Here is a 17,560-nt window from a genome sequence, read left to right as displayed (position 1 = left end):
ACGGCCTCGCCCCGGCATCGTGCGGGGCGGTGTCGCGCGGCGGTGACCAACCGACGATTCGCTCGTTCTGCTGAACGTGCAGTCACAGGATGTCGCCCCGCGCCCCGCACCCGCCCCGGCCGAGCCGGTCGTCGACGTCGAGCGGGCGGAGGCCGCGCTCGTCGAGCACTATCCGCGGCTCGTCCGGCTCGCCTACCTGGTGCTGCCGCCGAGCCTCGGCCGAAACCGGCGCGTGGTGACCGCGCACTCCCTCACCCAGCGCGCACTTCCCCGCGGCCGGACGGCGGCGACGCCCGCGATCCCGGCCCAGTCGACGGGCCGCGAAAGCGACCCCGGGTACGCCTTCCTGCGGCTCCGGGTCCTGCGCACGGCGCTGGAGGCGGGCCTGCCGCTGCGGCGCCTTGCCTGGCCCAAGCGCTCCCAGCTGCCGCCCCTGCTGCCCCAGATCTGGGGCCTGCGTCTCTTCCCCCGGTCGGGCGGCGCCGACGAGCTCGCGCTGGACCAGCAGCTGTCGGCGCTGTCCGGCCCGGCGCGGGCGGCCTATGTGCTGCGCGGACTGGAGAAGCTCGCGGACGGCGAGGTGCGCGACGTCCTGACGGCGGCCGGCGTCGAGGACGTGGACGACGCGCTGGAGGAGGCCGACACCGTCCCGGCGCAGGCCGCGCTGCTCGACTCCCCCGAGTTCGACCCCTGCTCCCTCCAGGCCCGGCCCACCGACCTGATGCGGCGCAGGCAGCACACGAAGGCCGCGCTCGCCGCCGGGGCCGCCCTCCTCGTCTGCGGGGCCCTGCTCGGCCTGCCCGGCGAGGGCTGGGGCCCCGACGGCCCCGCCGCGCCCTCGTACGCGCAGAACCCGGCGGCCGAGGCCGCCCTCGACCCGGCCCAGCTGACGAAGGTCCCGCCGCTGGCGTGGCAGTCGGCCGCCCGCACCGACTTCTCGGTGTGGCCCGCGCGCGGCGATCTCACCGGCGACTCGGCCCTGCTGCGCCGCGCCCTCGCCGTCTGGGCCCGTCCCGGCGAGAAGGTCACGGTCTCGGCGACGCCCGGCACCCCGTCGGGCGGCCCGGCCGGAGCGCCGCAACTGCTGTACGCGGGGACCATCGACACCGCGCGCGTGGTGATCCTCTACGACGGTCTGCGCATCGCCCGCTACGCCGAGCCGACGGACGGCACGGCCGGTGCCGCCCTGGACTTCTCCCGCGTCGACAACGCGACCAGGGCGGAGGCGAGCGCGGTGGTGCTGAGCCGCGCCGACGGCAACGTCCGCTATCTGATGGCGCCCTGGGTGAAGCGCACGGCCGAGCGGGACCTGCTGAAGCCGGGCGCGGGAGCGATGGACCTCACCGTGACCGAGGGGGTCACCTCGCCGATGGCGAGCCCCACCGCCCAGCAGACCGGCGCTTGCTCCTCGTGGAACGCCCTGCAGGTCACCGACAGCGCCGGCACCCGGCTGCTGACCGACCTCGCCGAACTGGTCCCGGCCCGCCTCACCACCGGCCGCCCCGCGGAGACCAGGGACGTGACCGGCGCGCAGGCCCTGCACACCTGGGCGCCGTACTCCTGCTGGCTGGGCGCCCTGCGCTCCGCGGGCGTACGGACGGTCAACGCCTGGTCGTACGCCCAGCAGACGCTTCCCGACGGGACCGGCACCGCGGACTGGGTGTGCACGCGTGCCGAGACCTGGCGGGGCGGCGGGGAGCGGGTGCTGGCCCAGTTCCGGACGCCGGGCACGCCGCAGGCCGCGGTGGTGGCGAAGGCCCAGAACGTGCCGGCGTGCGGGCAGCGCGATCCCCACGTGCTGGCCGGTGTGCTGTGGAAGGCGCAGGCGGGCGGCTGGTATCTGCTGGCGGCGGGCACCCGGGACACCGAGTCGATCCGGGCCACCGGCGGGGTTCGCGGCAGCGCCGAGGGCAGCCAACTGGCCGTGCGGACCAAGCAGGGTGCGCAGGCCGAGCTGAAGGGCACGCTGGCGAGCGGGCGCTCGATCAACGGGCTTCAGTGAGATCCCAGTGAGACGACCCCAATGAGACCCGCCTTGCTGACAGACATGTAAATAAGGCCGTGCACAAGGGTTCACCACGGCCCTACCCGTCAGTACATTGACGCCATGTCTAACACGCAGGACCGGATACCCCTCAAGGCCCGCAAGGTGTCCTTCTCCTGGGACGCCACCCCGCTGCACTGGGTGCCCGGCGATCCGTTCACCACGCACACCATCAACGTGCTGCATCTGCTCCTACCTGCCGGTGAGCGGTGGTTCGTGCACGTCTACAAGCAGGTGCTGCCGTACATCCGGGACGAGCAGCTCCGCGAGGACGTCATCGGGTTCATCGGGCAGGAGGCCATGCACTCGCAGGCCCATGACGAGGTGCTGCCGCACCTGCGGGAGCAGGGGCTCGACCCGACGCCGTACACCGCGCAGGTCGACTGGTTCTTCGAGAAGCTGCTCGGCGACCGCACGCTGCCGCCGGGCCGCGCGCGCCGCTGGTGGCTGATGGAGCGGGTGGCGCTCATCGCGGCCATCGAGCACTACACCGCCTTCCTCGGCGACTGGGTGCTCAACGCCGAGGAGCTGGACCGGCGGGGCGCCGACCCGACCATGCTGGACCTGCTGCGCTGGCACGGTGCCGAGGAGGTCGAGCACCGGTCGGTCGCGTTCGACCTGTTCATGCACGTCGACGGGGGCTACCGACGGCGGGTGCGGACCTGGGCGACGGCGTTCACCGCTCTGATCTTCCTGTGGCAGCGCGGGTCGCGCTTCTTCATGGAGAACGACCCGACGCTGATGGACGGCCGGGCGAGCTTCAAGGACTTCTACGTCCGGGGCAGGCGGGGCACGCTCCCCTCGACCGGGGACATGCTCAGGTCCATCCCCCGCTATCTGAGCCGGACCTACCACCCCTCGCAGGAGGGCTCCACCGAGCAGGCCGTCGCCTATCTGGCCTCCTCCCCCGCCGCGCTGGCCGCCGAGACCGCCGAGAAGTCCGCGAAGGGTGCCGCCTGATGCCGAAGCTCCGCACCCTCGCCGTCGTCGCCGGTGCCGCCCTGCTCGCCCGCCGGGCGATGCGGCACCGGATCCGGGTCTCGCCGCTGTGGCCGATGCCCGCCCTCGACGAGCCGACCTCCGGGCGGCCCCGGTCACGGGCACTGCGCCTGCTGGTGACCTCGCACGAAGAGGTCGCCGAAGGGGTCGTACAACTACGGCTGGAGGGCCACCACCTGCCGCGCTGGGAGCCCGGCGCGCATCTCGACGTCGTGCTGCCGTCGGGGCTGGTGCGGCAGTACTCACTGTGCGGCGACCCGGAGGACACCTCGTCGTACACGGTGGCGACCAGGCTGGTCCCGGACGGGCGGGGCGGCTCGCGCGAGGTCCACGAGCAGGTGCGGGAGGGGATGGAGCTGGAGGTGCGCGGGCCTCGGAACCGGTTCCCGCTGGTGGCCGCCTCGTCGTATGTGTTCGTGGCGGGCGGCATCGGGATCACGCCGATCCTGCCGATGCTGCGGGCGCTGCCCGACGGCGTGGAGTGGCGGCTGCTGTACTGCGGACGGGACCGTGCCTCGATGCCTTTCCTGGAGGAGGTCGAGAAGCTGGGCGGCGGGGATCGGGTGACCGTCGTCGAGGGGCCACCGGATCTCGGCGTGCTTCTCGCGGACGTGCCCGACGGGGCCGCCGTCCACTGCTGTGGTCCGGAGGGGCTGATGGCCGCGGTGGAGGAGCGGTTCCCGGGCGTCCACCTGGAGCGGTTCACGCCCCGCTCCTCGGCGGGCGGCGCCTTCGAGGTCGAACTCCGGCGCAGCGGGCGGACGTTGACCGTGCCCGCCGACTCGACCGTACTGGCCGCCGTTCGCGCGCAGCTGCCCGACACCGCCTACTCCTGCGAACAGGGCTTCTGCGGGACCTGCCAACAGCGGGTACTGGAGGGAGAGGTGGACCACCGCGACGAGTTGCTGACCGATGCGGAGCGGTCCGACTCCATGCTGATCTGTGTGTCGCGGGCCCGAGGTGACCGGCTCGTACTGGATCTGTGAACGCCGGCGATCGGTCCGGTCCGTTCGGGGCCTGATTCGATCGGTAAGGTGTTCGCATGACTACCGGGGTACGCCGAAGAATGGGAGTCGAGGAGCGACGGCAGCAGTTGATCGGCGTCGCCCTCGAACTGTTCAGCCAGCGCTCGCCCGACGACGTCTCCATCGACGAGATAGCGTCGGCCGCGGGCATCTCGCGCCCGCTGGTCTATCACTACTTCCCCGGCAAACTCAGCTTGTACGAGGCCGCGTTGAAGCGTGCCTCGGACGAACTGGCGGGCCGTTTCGTCGAGCCGCCGGACGGGCCGCTGGGGGCCCGGCTGCTGCGGGTGATGCGCCGGTTCTTCGACTTCGTCGACGAGCACGGACCCGGTTTCTCGGCGCTGATGCGGGGCGGTCCTGCCGTCGGCTCGACGGCGACGAACGCGCTCATCGACTCCGTGCGGCAGGCCGCGTATGTCCAAATCCTTTCGCATCTGCGGGTGGAGGATCCGCCCGCGCGCCTGGAGCTGGTCATCCGTTCCTGGATCTCGCTCGCCGAGTCGACGGCGCTGATCTGGCTGGACGGCCGCCGCATCCCGCGCGGCGAGCTGGAGGTCCAGCTCGTGCACGACTTCGCCGCGCTCGCGGCGGTGAGCGCGGCGCACGACGAGGAGATGAGCGGGCTGCTGCGCCGCATGCTCAAGGACGAGCCGGGCGACGGGCCGTTCGGCGACCTGGTGACCCGGCTCATCGCGCTGGCGTCCTGAGCGGATCCCGAGCCGATCCCGAGCGACGGCTCAGCTCTCGAACTTGCGGTAGGAGGGGTCGAGGTCGCGCACCTCCGCGGACACGTGCAGCGCGAGCCCGTCGGCCGGCTTCAGGTGCTGCCGCACCAACTCCAGGACCGTCTCGGTGAGTCGGGCCTTCGTCTCGTCCGTACGACCGGCCAGCAGGCCGATGGTGACATGCACGACGCCGTGTCCGTCGGTGTCGTCGCCGACGGTGGTGTTCTCGGTCCTGCGGAACTGCGTCTTGCACGCGGGCGGCTTCGCGGCCGCGATCTCGACCACGGCCGCGTGCAGCCCCCGGGCGAAGCCGGGCCGGTCGAAGTCGTCCGCCAGCTGTTCCGAGTAGTCGACGGTGATCTGCGGCATGAGCACTCCTGTTCTGGGTCGGCAGCGCTCACCCTAACCGCAGTGCCAGCATCGCGATGTCGTCCTCCTGGTCCCGTCCGAAGTGGTCCAGCAGGGTGTCGCAGAGCGCGTCCACGCCGGGCGGGGCGTCGGCGGCGGCCGTGCGGAGCTGCTTCAGGGAGACGTCGAGGTCGGTGCCGCGGCTCTCGACCAGGCCGTCGGTGACCATGAGCAGCCGGTCCGCCGCGGTCAGCACCAGCTCGGTGGGCTCCGGCCGCCGAAGGCCGAGGCCGAGCAGCGGACCGTCCACGGGGACGTAGTCGGCGTCGCCTCCGTCCCGCACGACCAGCGGCGGGATGTGTCCCGCGTTGGCGATACGGCCGCGTCCGGTGCCGGGGTCGACCAGGGCCAGGCAGACCGTGGCCGTGACGTCGGGGTGGTAGTGCACGAGCATCCGGTCGAGCCGTTCGGCGAGCGTGCCCGGGTCGCTCTCCTCGACGCAGTAGGCGCGCAGCGCGTGCCGGATCTCGACCATGACGGTGGCGGCGTCGAGCGAGTGCCCGACGACGTCCCCGACCGCGGTGAGCACCCCTTCCCGGGTGCGCAGGGCGGCGTAGAAGTCCCCGCCGATCTCGGCCTGCCGGGACGCGGGGACGTACCGGACGACGACCTTCACGCCGGGCAGCGCGGGCAGCCGGTACGGCTGGGGCAGGAAGCTGTGCTGCAGGGTGAGCGCGATCTGCCGCTCCGCCTGGTACATCAGCAGCGGCTCGGCGGCGAGCGCGGTGGCCTGGGCGAGCCGGGCGAGGAGGTCGTCGGCGGCGGGGTCCGGGGCGGGGACCGGCGTGGTCGGCGGGCGCCGGGCCGCAAGCGGGTCGGACGCCGGCAGCGGTACGGCGGGTACCCCGTCGTGCGGGCGCCCGGGCGCGAGCGGGTCGTACGCGGGCATCGGCTCGGCCGGCAGTCCGGGCTGCGGGCGATGGAGCGCGAAGGGGACGTACACCAAAACCGGCTCGGCGAGCACCCCGGCGTGCGGGCGCCGGGCCGACGGTGGGGCCGGGACCGGTGCGGGGGCCGGCGGTACCGGCATGGCGACGCACACCGACGTGCGGCCCTCCTCGGTGAACGCCAGGACCAGGCGGGCGTCCTCCCGGACGCCGGGCCGGAAGAAGCCGGCGGGCCAGAGCGAGGCGGGCACGGTCGTGCTGTGCACCCCGGTCCTCCCGGTCCGGCCCTCCGCGATCCGGGTGATCAGGCGGGCCGCCGCGACCTGCGGGGCGGTGTCGGGCAGTGCGGTGGGGGTGCCCGCCGGACGGGCGAAACCGTCGCCGCGGGGCAGGCGCAGGGAACTGCCCCAGTGCGGCTCGCCGCCCGGGCCGATGACGAAGACGACGGCGGGCGTACCGGTGAGCCGGGCCGTGCCCGCGGCGGCGGCGTCGGCCAGCTCCCCCAGGCAGCGCGCGGTCTGCACGGTGACGATCGCCTCCGACAGCAGCGTCAGCCGGTGCGCGAGCACCTCGGCCGCGCTGCGCCGACGCGCCCCGCGCACGGCGGCCCGTACGACGGCCTCGATCTCGCTCGGCTCGGCGGGCACGGTCAGGTAGGCGTCGGCGCCCGCGTCGAGCCCCCGGCACCGGTCCCCCGGGTCCACGGCCATGGCGGAGAAGTGGACGACGGGCAGCACGGCCATGGACGGCCGGGCCTTGACCAGGCGGCACAGTTCGAAGCCGCTCATGTCCGGCAGCCCCACGTCGACGAGCGCCACGTCGGGCAGGGCGCCCGCGCGAAGCCGTATGTCGAGTTCGCTCAGCGCCTCCCCCGCGCTCGCGACCGGTACGACGTCGTGGCCCGCGCGGCGCAGCACGGCACCCATGGCGAAGCGGTTGGTCGAGACGTCGTCGACGACCATCACGGTCGTGCCCGACTGCTTGCCGAAACCGTCCATCGTCGGGAGCCCTTGGATACGCACGCGTGGGGCGGGCCCGTGACCGGGTCCGCCCCACTCAACCTAGTGCGCTGTCAAAGGGCCCGTGAGAAGACGGCGACAGTACGACCCGGAACGGCGAACGTGCCGGATTCCCGCTCGTAGGACGAGGACTTGACGATAGGGTCCGCGCCCGAGGCCTGCACCGAATGCAGTCGATAGCCCTCACCGGCCAGCGAGGCGATCCGCTGCTCCTGCTGCTCGGGCGTCGCGTTGAAGACGACGACGAGGTCACCGAGCCGCATGGTGATCACGCCGGGCGTCTCGTCCTTCCCGGACAGCGGGAAGGACAGCTTCGACTGCACCTGACCGGCCGTGCCGAGGGAGAAGGCACTCTCCGTCGAACGGATGCTCAGCAGGTCCCGGTACGCCGCCGAGGCCCCGTCGATCTGCTCGCACCCCACCCTCACGGTACTCAACAGGGGCTTGGCATAAGGCCACTTGGACTGGTTGTCGGCCGCCGGCGGCAGCCCCCGCCCGAAGCCGTTGCCGTCGGCGCAGTTCCAGTGGATGGCGTTGAACCAGTCGCCGCTGTCGTAGGAGTTGCGGTCCAGCGACTTGGAGCGCAGCAGGTCGGTGCCCGCCTGGGAGAGGGCCGGTCCCTGCGACAGGGTGGCCGTGGCCATGGCGAGGACCTGCATGCGGGCCCGGTCGGCGGCCGACGTGTCCTTCGGCAGCTTGAACGCGAGCGCGTCGAACAGCGACTCGTTGTCGTGCGCGTCCGCGTAGGCGAGGGCGTCGCCGGGGGCGTCCGCGTACCCGGCGGGCTGGCCGTTGTAGTCGACCTCGGCGCCGGTGACCTCCTTGCCGGCGGTGTCGGTGAACCGGTACTGGGCGAGGTTGCCGGACAGGCCGACCTTGATCAGGTCCTGGTAGTGCAGCAGCCGGGCCTTCTGCTCCCCGGAAGTGCCGTTGTTCTCCGACGAGTTGGGGTCGGTGAACAGCCCGGAGGCAAAGCCCTGGACGCCGGGGTCCTCGTCGAAGGGCCCGCCACCGCGTACGGCGTCCCGCGCCCGGTCGGAGAAGGTCGCGATGCCGGTGCCGGCCATGTTCTTCTGGGTGGCCTGCGTGAAGCGGGCGTCGTCGGCGACCTCGCCGAAGTTCCAGCCCTCGCCGTACAGGATGGTCTTCTTGCCGTCGACGCCGTCCTCGGCGAGGGTCAGCGCGTCGAGGGCCTTGCGCACGGCCAGGATGTTGGCCTTCGGGTGGTGGCCCATCAGGTCGAAGCGGAAGCCGTCGACCTTGTACGCCTTGGCCCAGGTGACGATCGAGTCGACGACCAGCTTGCCCATCATGGTGTTCTCGGTGGCCGTGTTGGCGCAGCAGGTGCTGTTGGCGACCGAGCCGTCGGCGAGGAGGCGCTGGTAGTAGCCGGGGACGATCCGGTCGAGGACGGAGGTGTCCGCCTGGCCGCTCGCCGCGGTGTGGTTGTAGACGACGTCCATGACGACCCGCAGGCCGTCCTCGTTCAGCGCCTTGACCATCCTGCGGAACTCGACCGTGCGGCCGGTGCCGTCCGGGTCGGTGGCGTACGAGCCCTCGGGGACCGTGTAGTGGTACGGGTCGTAGCCCCAGTTGTAGGCGTCCTTCGCGGCGATCTTCGACACGCACTCCTGCTGCTTGTCGGAGTCGGCCGGGAAGGAGGCGAGGTCGCAGCCGACGGTCGCCTGGTCCTGGCGGCGTTCGGGGATCGTGGCGATGTCGAAGGCCGGCAGCAGGTGGACGTACGACGTGCCCGCCTCCGCCAGCTCACGCAGGTGCTTGGAGCCGTCGCTGTCCTTGTCCGTGAAGGCGAGGTAGGTGCCCCGGTTCTTCGCCGTCCGGTCCTCGACGGAGAAGTCCCGGACGTGCAGCTCCTGGATCTGCGCGTCCTTCAGCGGTACGGCCTTGGGCTTGGTGTACGAGGACCAGCCGCCCGGCGCCAGGGCCCTGTCGTCCAGGTCGACGACGAGGCTGCGCTCGGAGTCGGTGGTCAGGGCGACCGAGTAGGGGTCGGTGACCTTGTTGGTGACGACCTTCTGGACACTGGGCGCCCAGACCTTGACGACGTACCGGTAGGGCTTGCCCTTCCAGGACTTCGGGCCGGTGACGGACCAGACGCCGGTTCCGGCGTTCCGCTTCATGGCGACGGTGGAGTCGCCGATCTCCAGCTCGACCGACTGGGCCGTGGGCGCCCAGACGGACAGCGTCGGACGGCCCTTGTCGAAGGTCGGCCCGAGGTCGGCCTTCGACGCGCCGGAGTACAGGTCGTCGAGCACGCCGGCGATCTGGACGCCGGTCGCCGCGAGCACGGCACCGTTCGCTGCCCGCTGCGAGGCGACGACCTGGCCGGCGAGGGCCTCGCGGACCCGGTCGCGGTCGCGCGGGTCGACGGACCAGGCGGGGTAGTCCTTGAGGTGCGGGAACTGCGCCTTCTGGGCGTCGGTGAGGGAGCTCTTGGACAGGCGCAGCCACTTGGCGTCACCGGTCAGGGTGCCATCCTTGACCGCGATCCCGCCGTCCCGGCTGTAGAGCAGCTGAGTGGAGGCCGCGCCCTCGGAGCCCTTCCAGGCGACGGTGTTCCGGTCGATCCAGACCGCCTTGGAGGTGCTCAGGTCGAGCGCCGCCGCGGAGCCCGCGGGCTGCGGGAGCAGGTACTTCTCCTGGCCGCTCAACAGCCACACCTCATGGCCGTTCGCGGTGAGGTCGAGGGACTGGTCGGTGGGCAGGTCCTTCTCGTCGCCCTTGTGGAGGATGTAGCTGAGGCTGGTGGCACCGTCGGTGAGCGGTACCTCGAAAACCGCACCATAGGCATCAGTCTTGACCGGCTTCAGGGGGTTCGACCACTCGGTGGGGTTCGCGGCACCCGTCCAGGTGTGCAGGCCCCAGCCGTCGTAGTTGCCGTCGGCGCGGCTGTAGTGCAGGACGGCCTTGGACTTGTCCGGCGCCGGATAGTCGGCCGCGGGCTTCTCGGTGCGGACGGCTTCCTTGCCCTGCTCGATCCAGATCTCGCCCGTCTTGGTGAGGTCGATCGTGCGGTCGGCGGAGACGTCCTTGTTGCCGTCCTTGTCGATGACGAGGAAGCCGACGCCCGTCGCGCCCGGCTTCAGCTTGACGTAGGCGAAGGCGCCGTACGCGTCCCGGCCGATGAAGGGGTGGCTGTCCGGCCAGTTCGTGGACTCGCCGTCGGCGAGGTCGCCCCAGGCGTACAGGCCCCAGTTCGCGTAGTCGCCGTCGGTGCGCTTGTAGTGGACGACCGCGTGGTCGCGGGAGGCGGCGCTGGGGATCTCGGGTGCGGGCGGGGTGCCGGTGGTGGAGGCCGCCGTGGCACCGGCGGTGCGGCCGGCCGAGTCGATGACGACGGCCTTGTAGCGCAGGGCCGTTCCGGCGGGTACGTCCTTGCCGATGGCCTGCGTGACCTTGTACGGGGCGTGGTCGGCGGAGCCGAGGGTCCGCCACTTGCCGTTGCCGACCTGGGCCGCGAACACGACGCGGTTCAGCTGTCCGCCGTCGACGTCCGCGCTGATCTCCACCGTGCCGGTGGCGCCGGCTGCCGGGGCCTTCAGGGTCAGGGTCGGCGCGGTGGCGGGCTTCGCGGGCCTGCCGGTCGCCTTGAGGACGATCGCCGAGCCGGCCGGGACGGTGACGGTGACCTTCTTGCCGGCGTCGCTCCTGACCGAGTCGCGCGTCCCGTGGATCCCCTTGAACGTCATGCCGGCCGAACCGGTCGCGAAGGTCGCCGTCTTCGCCTCGCCCGCGTTGTTGAACGCGACGACGTACTCCGTGCCCGACTTGGCGGCGGTGCGCGAGAAGGCGTAGATCCCGGCGCCGTCGGCCGCGTACCGCTCCGTCTGGATGCCGTCGGCGAGGGCGGGGTTGGCCTTGCGGAGTGCGGAGAGCTCGGCGATCTGCCGGTAGAGCGGCGCGCTCGTGTCGTAGGCGTCGCTCGCATGCGTGCGGTCGGTGCCGAGCTGGTCGTCGTCGAGGTAGTCGGCGGTCTTCGAGGCGAACAGGGTCTGGCGGGCGTCCTTGTCGCCGCCGGCTCCGGTAAAGCCCTGCTCGTCGCCGTAGTAGACGACCGGGTTGCCGCGGCTGAGGAACATCAGCTCGTTGGCGAGCTCGTCCTTCTTCAGCAGCTCGGCGTCGGTCGCCTTCGGGTTGTCCTGGTTCAGGAAGTACCCGATGCGGCCCATGTCGTGGTTGCCGAGGAAGGTGACCTGCTCGTACGCGTTGGCCTTGTCGGTCGTGTACTTGTAGTCGTCGCCGAAGACGGACGCCAGCTTCTGCGCGGTGCCGCCCTGGGAGGCGTACTGCCGGGCCGCTTCCTGGAAGGGGAAGTCGAGCGTGGCGTCGAGGCGGCCCTCGGTGACGTACGGCGACGTGACCGACGTGTCGGCGGAGTACACCTCGCCGAACATGAAGAAGTCGTCGCGGCCCTGCTTGGCGGCGTAGGAGTCCAGCGCCGTGGCCCACTGGGTCCAGAACTCCATGTTGACGTGCTTCACGGTGTCGATCCGGAAGCCGTCGATGTCGAAGTCCCTGACCCAGCGCTGGTAGATCCTCTCCATGCCGCTGACCACCTCGGGACGCTCGGTCCACAGGTCGTCGAGGCCGCCGAAGTCGCCGTGGGTGGAGCTCTCACCGGCGAAGGTGGAGTCGCCGCGGTTGTGGTACATCGTCGGGTCGTTGAGCCACGACGGGACCTTGACGTTCTTCTTCGCGGCGGAGACGGCCGGGGTGCGCGGGAAGGAGTCGGTGCCGACCGCCGGGAACCCGGACTTCCCGTCCGCGTAGTCGGCGTCGTCGAAGGGCTTGCCGTCCTTCGTCAGATACGGGAAGGCGCCCTTGGAGAGGTAGTCGTACGACTTCTCCTCGTAGTCGACGACATCGGCCGTGTGGTTGGTGATGACGTCGAAGAAGACCTTCATGCCCTTGGCGTGGGCCTTGGAGATGAGGGTCTCCAGGTCTTTGTTGGTGCCGAAGTGCGGGTCGACCTGGGTGAAGTCGGTGATCCAGTAGCCGTGGTAGGCGGCGGAGGCGTTGGCGCCGGTGCCCTGTACGGGCTGGTTCTTGAAGATCGGCGCCATCCAGATGGCGGTGGTGCCGAGACCCTTGATGTAGTCGAGGCGCTTGGTCAGGCCCTTGAGGTCGCCGCCCTGGTAGAAGCCCTTGTCGGTGGGGTCGTAGCCGGTTGCGAGGCGGGAACCGGTCAGGCCGCCCTTGTCGTTGCTCGCGTCGCCGTTGGCGAACCGGTCCGGCAGAACGAAGTAGAACTGGTCGCGGGTGGTCTCGTGCCGGGCGGGCTCGGCCGCGAGCCTGGCGTCGGACGGGGGCGGCGGCGGGGTGTCGGCCCGCGCCGCGAGGGGCTGGACGAGTGCTGCGGCCAACGCGGTCACGGCGACCGCAGCGACCCGTCCGACATGGGTGGTTCGGCGCCTCGACGGCGTCGGCCATCTCGCTATCACAGATGGGCTCCTTGCGATTACGGCTCAGTGGGTCCGACCCCGCGCGACCGTATCGCCGCCGTAAGGCTTACAGCAAGAGGCTTGAAAGCATCGGTAAAAACTTTCACCTGGGTGCTCAGCAGGGCGAGTTGGTCCGTGGTCGGCGGCCCGAGGACGGTGGGGGTCTGGTCGCTGTCGGCGCGGATCGCGCATAATCGGTCGCCACGCGCGGCAGCTCCTGCCTACCGTCCCCGCATGGAGCAGGAATCGCCCCTCGTTCGCGAGGTCTTCCCGGAACTCGTCGACGAGCTGGTCCACCTCCTGGAGAAGGAGGGCGAACGCGAGCTGGCCATATGCGTGTGGGACGTCCGCATGATCGGCGAGTGCGGCTGCGGGGACGACTTCTGCCAGAGCATCCGGACGTCGGATCATCCAGGCGGACAGCCGTACGGCCCGGGCCGTCGGTGCGTACCGCTGTTGCCCTCGTCAGGCGATCTGATACTCGACGTCGTATACGGCCGGATCATGTACATCGAGATACTCGGACGGCCACCCCTGCGCCGGCCTGTGCAGGCATGACAGAGGTGGCCGTGCGCAGGGCGTGCCGGCTCAGCAGTTCGTCCTGCCGGCGTAGAGCGCCAGGGCGGTGTTGGAGCCGAGGGTGGCCGTGAACTGCCCGCTGGAGTTCACCGTCACGCTCGTGTTGTTCTGCACGTTGCAGTACGTGCCCGCCGCGAGGGACGTCTGGTAGGTGCGGGTCAGGCTGCTGGACTCGTGATTGATGGCGACGTAGCCCTTGCCGCCCCGCCCGAAGGCGATGGCGTCGCCGCCGTTGTCCCACCAGTTGGTCACCGACTCACCGCGTGTGGCGTTGCGGAAGGCGACCATCGACTTGATCTCCGGCCAGGCGTGCTGGCACTTCCAGCCGTCCTGCCAACAGGCGTTGACCGTTCCGCCGTTGGGCGGGCCCGCGTCGTTGTCGGAGAACTCGTAGCCGGAGTTGATGTCGGGGGCGCCGTACGGGTGGGCCAGCATGAAGACACTGGCCAGCGTGTAGTTGGCGCCGTCCTTGTAGTTGAGCGTGGAGCCGTTGCGCTCGGTGTCGTGGTTGTCGACGAAGACACCGGAGACACCGCTGCTCATATAGCCCCAGCCCTCGCCGTAGTTCTTCAGGTAGGCGAGGTTCTCGTTGTTGAAGACGCGCTTGAGGTCGTAGGCGTAGCGGAACTCCTGGACGTCGCCGTTGCCCGTGTACTCGGTGGGCTGGACGGCCTCGCCGCTGCCGTGGATGACCTCCTGCTTCCAGTACACCGACGGGTTGCTGAGGCGCGACTTGATGTTGGCGAGGTCGGCGGCCGGGATGTGCTTGGCCGCGTCGATGCGGAAGCCGTCGACGCCGAGGGAGAGCAGGTCGTTCATGTACCCGGCGATGGCGCCGCGGACATAGGACTCGCCGGTGTCGAGGTCGGCGAGCCCGACGAGTTCGCAGTTCTGGACGTTCGTACGGTCCGCGTAGTTGGTGATCTGCGCGGTGCAGTCGTCGAAGTCGAAGGAGGAGTACAGACCGGGGTAGTTGTACTTCGTGTACGACGAACCGCCGGTGCCGGTGCCGCTGCCCGCGGACATGTGGTTGATGACGGTGTCGGCGACGACCTTCACCCCCGCCGCGTGGCAGGTGTTCACCATGTTCTGGAAGGCTGTCCGGTCCCCGAGCCGGCCGGCGATCCTGTAGCTGACGGGCTGGTACGACGTCCACCACTGCGAGCCCTGGATGTGCTCGGCGGGCGGGGAGACCTGGACGTAGCCGTAGCCGGCGGGGCCGAGGGTGTTGGTGCACTCCTTGGCGACCGAGGCGAAGTTCCACTCGAACATCACCGCGGTGACGTCCTTGGTGCCGGGCGGGGAGGCGGACGCGGGGGTCGCGGGGGCCATCAGGGCCGCCGAAGTGGCGGCGAGCACGGTCGCGGTGACGGACCATCTCGATATCACAGGCGTAACTCCTTGCGATGACGGCCAGGCGTCTTTGCCGGGCGCCGGCGTGAACGTACCGCCGCGAAAGGTTTACAGCAAGAGAGTTGAAAGTCATAGCAAGTACTTTCATCCGCAACCTTGACGCGCCCTCCTCAACTCCCTCACGCTCACCAGGTGTTGAAGCACCCACCCGCCCCTCTGCACGACGTCTTCTGACGTCCTCCGAGGAAAGGCTGAGGGCCCGCTGCCTGAAAAGCAGCGGGCCCTCAGCTATTTGATGATGTGTCAGACCGTCGTCCACCACACCGTCGTGTCGCCCGGCACCTTCGCCTCGCCGTCGGTCTCGCTGATCTCGCCGCTGGCGAGCAGCACGCGGCCGTACGCCGGGGTGGTCACCGACTCCGCCCCGGTGTTGGCGATGCAGACGAACTCGCCGCGCCGGAAGGCGAGGACCCCCTCGGGGGCCTTCAGCCACTCCACCGCGTCGCCCGCGCCCAGGTCGGACTGCGCGCGGCGCGCGGCCAGCGCGGAGCGGTACAGCTCCAGGGTGGAGTCGGGGTCGCCGGTCTGCGCCTCGATGCTCAGCTCGCCCCACCCCTGCGGCTGCGGCAGCCAGCTGCCACCCGTGCCGAAGCCGTACGACGATCCCGTACGCGTCCACGGGATCGGCACCCGGCAGCCGTCACGGAAGCCGTCCTGGCCCTCGCCGCGGAAGTACGCCGGGTCCTGGCGCACCTCGTCCGGCAGGTCGACGACGTCCGGCAGGCCCAGCTCCTCGCCCTGGTAGACGTACGCCGAACCGGGCAGCGCGAGCATCAGCAGGGTCGCCGCCCGCGCCCGCCGCAGCCCCAGTTCGCGGTCGCCCGCCGTGCGGATCTGGGTGCCGAGGCCGGGCGGGTTGGCGAACCGGGTGGCGTGGCGGGTGACGTCGTGGTTGGACAGGACCCACGTCGCCGGGGCGCCCACCGGGCGCATCGCGTCCAGGGTGCGGTCCACGACCTCGCGGAGCTCCTTGGCGTCCCACTCCGTCGACAGGTACTGGAAGTTGAAGGCCTGGTGGAGCTCGTCCGGGCGCACGTAGTTGGCGGTGCGCTCGACGGTCGGGGTCCAGGCCTCCGCCACGAAGATGCGCTCGCCGGCGTACTCGTCGAGGATCGTGCGCCACTGGCGGTAGACGACATGCACGCCGTCCTGGTCGAAGAACGGCATGACATCGTTGCCCAGCAGCTTGAGCTGCTCGTGGGACCCGAGGTCGGGCAGCCCCTCCGCCTTCACCAGGCCGTGCGCCACGTCGATACGGAAGCCGTCGACGCCCATGTCGAGCCAGAAGCGCAGGATGGAGCGGAACTCGTCCCCGACCGCCGGGTGCTCCCAGTTGAAGTCGGGCTGCTCCGGGGCGAAGAGGTGCAGGTACCACTCGCCGGGCGTGCCGTCGGGCTCGGTGACCCGGGTCCACGCCGGGCCGCCGAAGATCGACTCCCAGTCGTTGGGCGGGAGGGCACCGTCCGCGCCCTTGCCGGGGCGGAAGTGGTAGCGGTCCCGCAGCGGGGAGCCGGGTCCTTCCGCGAGGGCACGCTTGAACCATTCGTGCTGGTCGGAGGAGTGGTTGGGGACCAGGTCGACGATGATCCTCAGCGCCAGCTCATGGGCGTCACGGATCAGCGCGTCGGCGTCGAGGAGGTTGCCGAACATCGGGTCGACGGCCCGGTAGTCGGCGACGTCGTAGCCGGCATCGGCCTGTGGGGAGGCGTAGAACGGGCTCAGCCAGACGGCGTCCACGCCGAGGTCGCGCAGATACGGGAGTCGGGAGCGTACGCCTTCCAGGTCGCCCATGCCGTCGCCGTTGCTGTCGGCGAAGCTGCGCGGATAGACCTGGTAGATCACCGCGTCCCGCCACCAGTCGCGGCGCTTGGCGACGGTGGCGACGGCGGAGGTTTCGGACGGGTCGGCGGAGTGCTGGCTCATGGCGTCCTTGATGCGTAACGGAGTTCGGTTCATGGGGGTAGAGGGGTACGAGGCGGCCGCAATGACAGCGGGGCCGGATGGCCACAGCGGCCGCCTCGAGTTTCAGGGGGCGGGTTCTGACAACCGACGACCCATCGCGGCACCGCCGGCTCGGCTCACCCCTTGGTGCCGCCCGCGGTAAGGCCGGTCACCAGGTTCTTCTGCACGAAGTAGAAGAACGCCGAGACAGGTATGGCAATGAGCACGGCCGTCGCGGCCATGAGGTTCCGCTGTGCGTCATGCTCACTGACGAAGGTCTGCAACCCGACCGCGAACGTGTACTTCGTGTCGGACAGCATGAACGTCGACGCGAACGCGACCTCGCCGAAGGCCGTGAGGAAGCTGTAGAACGCGGCGACCGCCAGACCCGGCTTGGCGAGCGGCAGGATCAGCCGCGCGAAGGTGCCGAAGGGGGACAGCCCGTCGACGCGTCCGGCCTCGTCGATCTCGAACGGGATCGTGTCGAAGTAGCCCTTCATCAGCCAGGCACAGTACGGCACGGTCGTCGTGCAGTAGACGAGGATGAGACCGAGGTAGCTGTCGACGAGCTGGAGCCCGGACAGGATCTGGTACATCGGCACCATCAGGACGGCCACCGGGAACATCTGGGTCACGAGCAGCACCCACATGAACTTCTTGTACCCCGGGAAGCGCATCCGCGAGACCGCGTAGCCGGTGGTGGCGGCGATGACGACGCCGATCAGCGTGGTGCCCAGCGTGACGATCAGGGTGCTCGTCAGCCAGTCGAAGAACTTGGTCTCCTGAAGGACGAACGTGTAGTTGTCCAGCGTCATCTTCCCCCAGATGCCACCGGGGTGGAGGTAGTCGTCCTTGTCCGGGCCGAGGGACAGGAAGACCAGCCAGGCGACGGGGAACAGCGCGATCAGGCTCGCCACGATCAGGATGCCGTGGGAGACGACGGACGTCCTGCGGCTGTTCTCGCCCCGGCGGACCCCGCGCGGTGCGGCCGGCGACTTGGGGGGCTGGTCCGCCGGAGCAGTGGTCTTGACGGTCGTGGTGCTCATGGGGACTCCTGC

11 protein-coding genes are annotated in these 17,560 nt (G+C 70.5%); 5 read left to right on the top strand and 6 right to left on the bottom strand.

From position 1 onward, the window contains the following. Positions 1 to 76: 76 nt before the first annotated feature. The 4 genes from OG331_RS35045 (at position 77) to OG331_RS35030 (ending at position 4,775) form a co-directional block, all read left to right on the top strand. The gene (locus OG331_RS35045; protein WP_406203767.1) at positions 77 to 2,002 is read left to right on the top strand and encodes a hypothetical protein; all 1,926 of its coding nucleotides are present in this window, start codon (positions 77 to 79) and stop codon (positions 2,000 to 2,002) included. A 105-nt stretch (positions 2,003 to 2,107) separates the two neighbouring features. After that, positions 2,108 to 3,004 (top strand): metal-dependent hydrolase, encoded by an 897-nt coding sequence (locus OG331_RS35040; protein ID WP_406203764.1) that lies wholly within the window; start codon positions 2,108 to 2,110, stop codon positions 3,002 to 3,004. Further along, entirely contained in the window at positions 3,004 to 4,029 is a 1,026-nt protein-coding gene (locus OG331_RS35035; RefSeq protein ID WP_406203761.1) for a PDR/VanB family oxidoreductase, read from the top strand. Before OG331_RS35040 ends, OG331_RS35035 begins: the two co-directional genes overlap by 1 nt. 56 nt (positions 4,030 to 4,085) lie before the next feature. Further along, positions 4,086 to 4,775, top strand: coding sequence for a TetR/AcrR family transcriptional regulator (locus OG331_RS35030; protein ID WP_328882104.1), 690 nt, complete (start codon positions 4,086 to 4,088; stop codon positions 4,773 to 4,775). Positions 4,776 to 4,805: 30 nt separating this feature from the next. On the opposite strand, the gene OG331_RS35025 is transcribed toward OG331_RS35030, so the two are convergent. The 3 genes from OG331_RS35025 to pulA all read right to left on the bottom strand — a co-directional run bounded on the left by OG331_RS35025 (position 4,806) and on the right by pulA (position 12,569). Beyond that, positions 4,806 to 5,162, bottom strand: a complete 357-nt coding sequence (locus OG331_RS35025; protein WP_406203758.1) for a 5-carboxymethyl-2-hydroxymuconate Delta-isomerase — start codon at positions 5,160 to 5,162, stop codon at positions 4,806 to 4,808. Positions 5,163 to 5,190: 28 nt separating this feature from the next. Beyond that, the gene (locus OG331_RS35020; RefSeq protein ID WP_406203755.1) at positions 5,191 to 7,086 is read right to left on the bottom strand and encodes a SpoIIE family protein phosphatase; all 1,896 of its coding nucleotides are present in this window, start codon (positions 7,084 to 7,086) and stop codon (positions 5,191 to 5,193) included. 74 nt (positions 7,087 to 7,160) lie between these two features. Further along, the gene (gene pulA / locus OG331_RS35015; protein WP_406203752.1) at positions 7,161 to 12,569 is read right to left on the bottom strand and encodes a pullulanase-type alpha-1,6-glucosidase; all 5,409 of its coding nucleotides are present in this window, start codon (positions 12,567 to 12,569) and stop codon (positions 7,161 to 7,163) included. A gap of 234 nt (positions 12,570 to 12,803) precedes the next feature. Between pulA and OG331_RS35010 the strand changes: the two genes are divergently transcribed. Then, entirely contained in the window at positions 12,804 to 13,127 is a 324-nt protein-coding gene (locus OG331_RS35010) for a hypothetical protein (RefSeq protein WP_406203749.1), read from the top strand. 30 nt (positions 13,128 to 13,157) lie between these two features. On the opposite strand, the gene OG331_RS35005 is transcribed toward OG331_RS35010, so the two are convergent. The 3 genes from OG331_RS35005 to OG331_RS34995 all read right to left on the bottom strand — a co-directional run bounded on the left by OG331_RS35005 (position 13,158) and on the right by OG331_RS34995 (position 17,548). Continuing rightward, the gene (locus OG331_RS35005) at positions 13,158 to 14,480 is read right to left on the bottom strand and encodes an alpha-amylase family protein (RefSeq protein WP_406210487.1); all 1,323 of its coding nucleotides are present in this window, start codon (positions 14,478 to 14,480) and stop codon (positions 13,158 to 13,160) included. 324 nt (positions 14,481 to 14,804) lie between these two features. Then, positions 14,805 to 16,484 (bottom strand): glycoside hydrolase family 13 protein, encoded by a 1,680-nt coding sequence (locus tag OG331_RS35000; RefSeq protein WP_406203746.1) that lies wholly within the window; start codon positions 16,482 to 16,484, stop codon positions 14,805 to 14,807. Between the two features lie 155 nt (positions 16,485 to 16,639). After that, positions 16,640 to 17,548, bottom strand: coding sequence for a sugar ABC transporter permease (locus OG331_RS34995; RefSeq protein WP_406203743.1), 909 nt, complete (start codon positions 17,546 to 17,548; stop codon positions 16,640 to 16,642). Between the last annotated feature and the right edge of the window lie 12 nt (positions 17,549 to 17,560).

This window comes from Streptomyces sp. NBC_01017 (assembly GCF_045162795.1).
Lineage (GTDB): Bacteria > Actinomycetota > Actinomycetes > Streptomycetales > Streptomycetaceae > Streptomyces > Streptomyces machairae.
This window is presented reverse-complemented; position numbering and strand designations above follow the sequence as displayed.

Bases quoted from the DNA above. Each gene is read 5' to 3' on its own strand.
- OG331_RS35020 (WP_406203755.1), bottom strand. From the start codon at position 7,086: ATGGACGGTTTCGGCAAGCAGTCGGGCACGACCGTGATGGTCGTCGAC.
- OG331_RS35030 (WP_328882104.1), top strand. From the start codon at position 4,086: ATGACTACCGGGGTACGCCGAAGAATGGGAGTCGAGGAGCGACGGCAG.
- OG331_RS35040 (WP_406203764.1), top strand. From the start codon at position 2,108: ATGTCTAACACGCAGGACCGGATACCCCTCAAGGCCCGCAAGGTGTCC.
- OG331_RS35035 (WP_406203761.1), top strand. From the start codon at position 3,004: ATGCCGAAGCTCCGCACCCTCGCCGTCGTCGCCGGTGCCGCCCTGCTC.
- OG331_RS34995 (WP_406203743.1), bottom strand. From the start codon at position 17,548: ATGAGCACCACGACCGTCAAGACCACTGCTCCGGCGGACCAGCCCCCC.
- OG331_RS35025 (WP_406203758.1), bottom strand. From the start codon at position 5,162: ATGCCGCAGATCACCGTCGACTACTCGGAACAGCTGGCGGACGACTTC.
- OG331_RS35005 (WP_406210487.1), bottom strand. From the start codon at position 14,480: ATGGCCCCCGCGACCCCCGCGTCCGCCTCCCCGCCCGGCACCAAGGAC.
- OG331_RS35000 (WP_406203746.1), bottom strand. From the start codon at position 16,484: ATGAGCCAGCACTCCGCCGACCCGTCCGAAACCTCCGCCGTCGCCACC.
- OG331_RS35010 (WP_406203749.1), top strand. From the start codon at position 12,804: ATGGAGCAGGAATCGCCCCTCGTTCGCGAGGTCTTCCCGGAACTCGTC.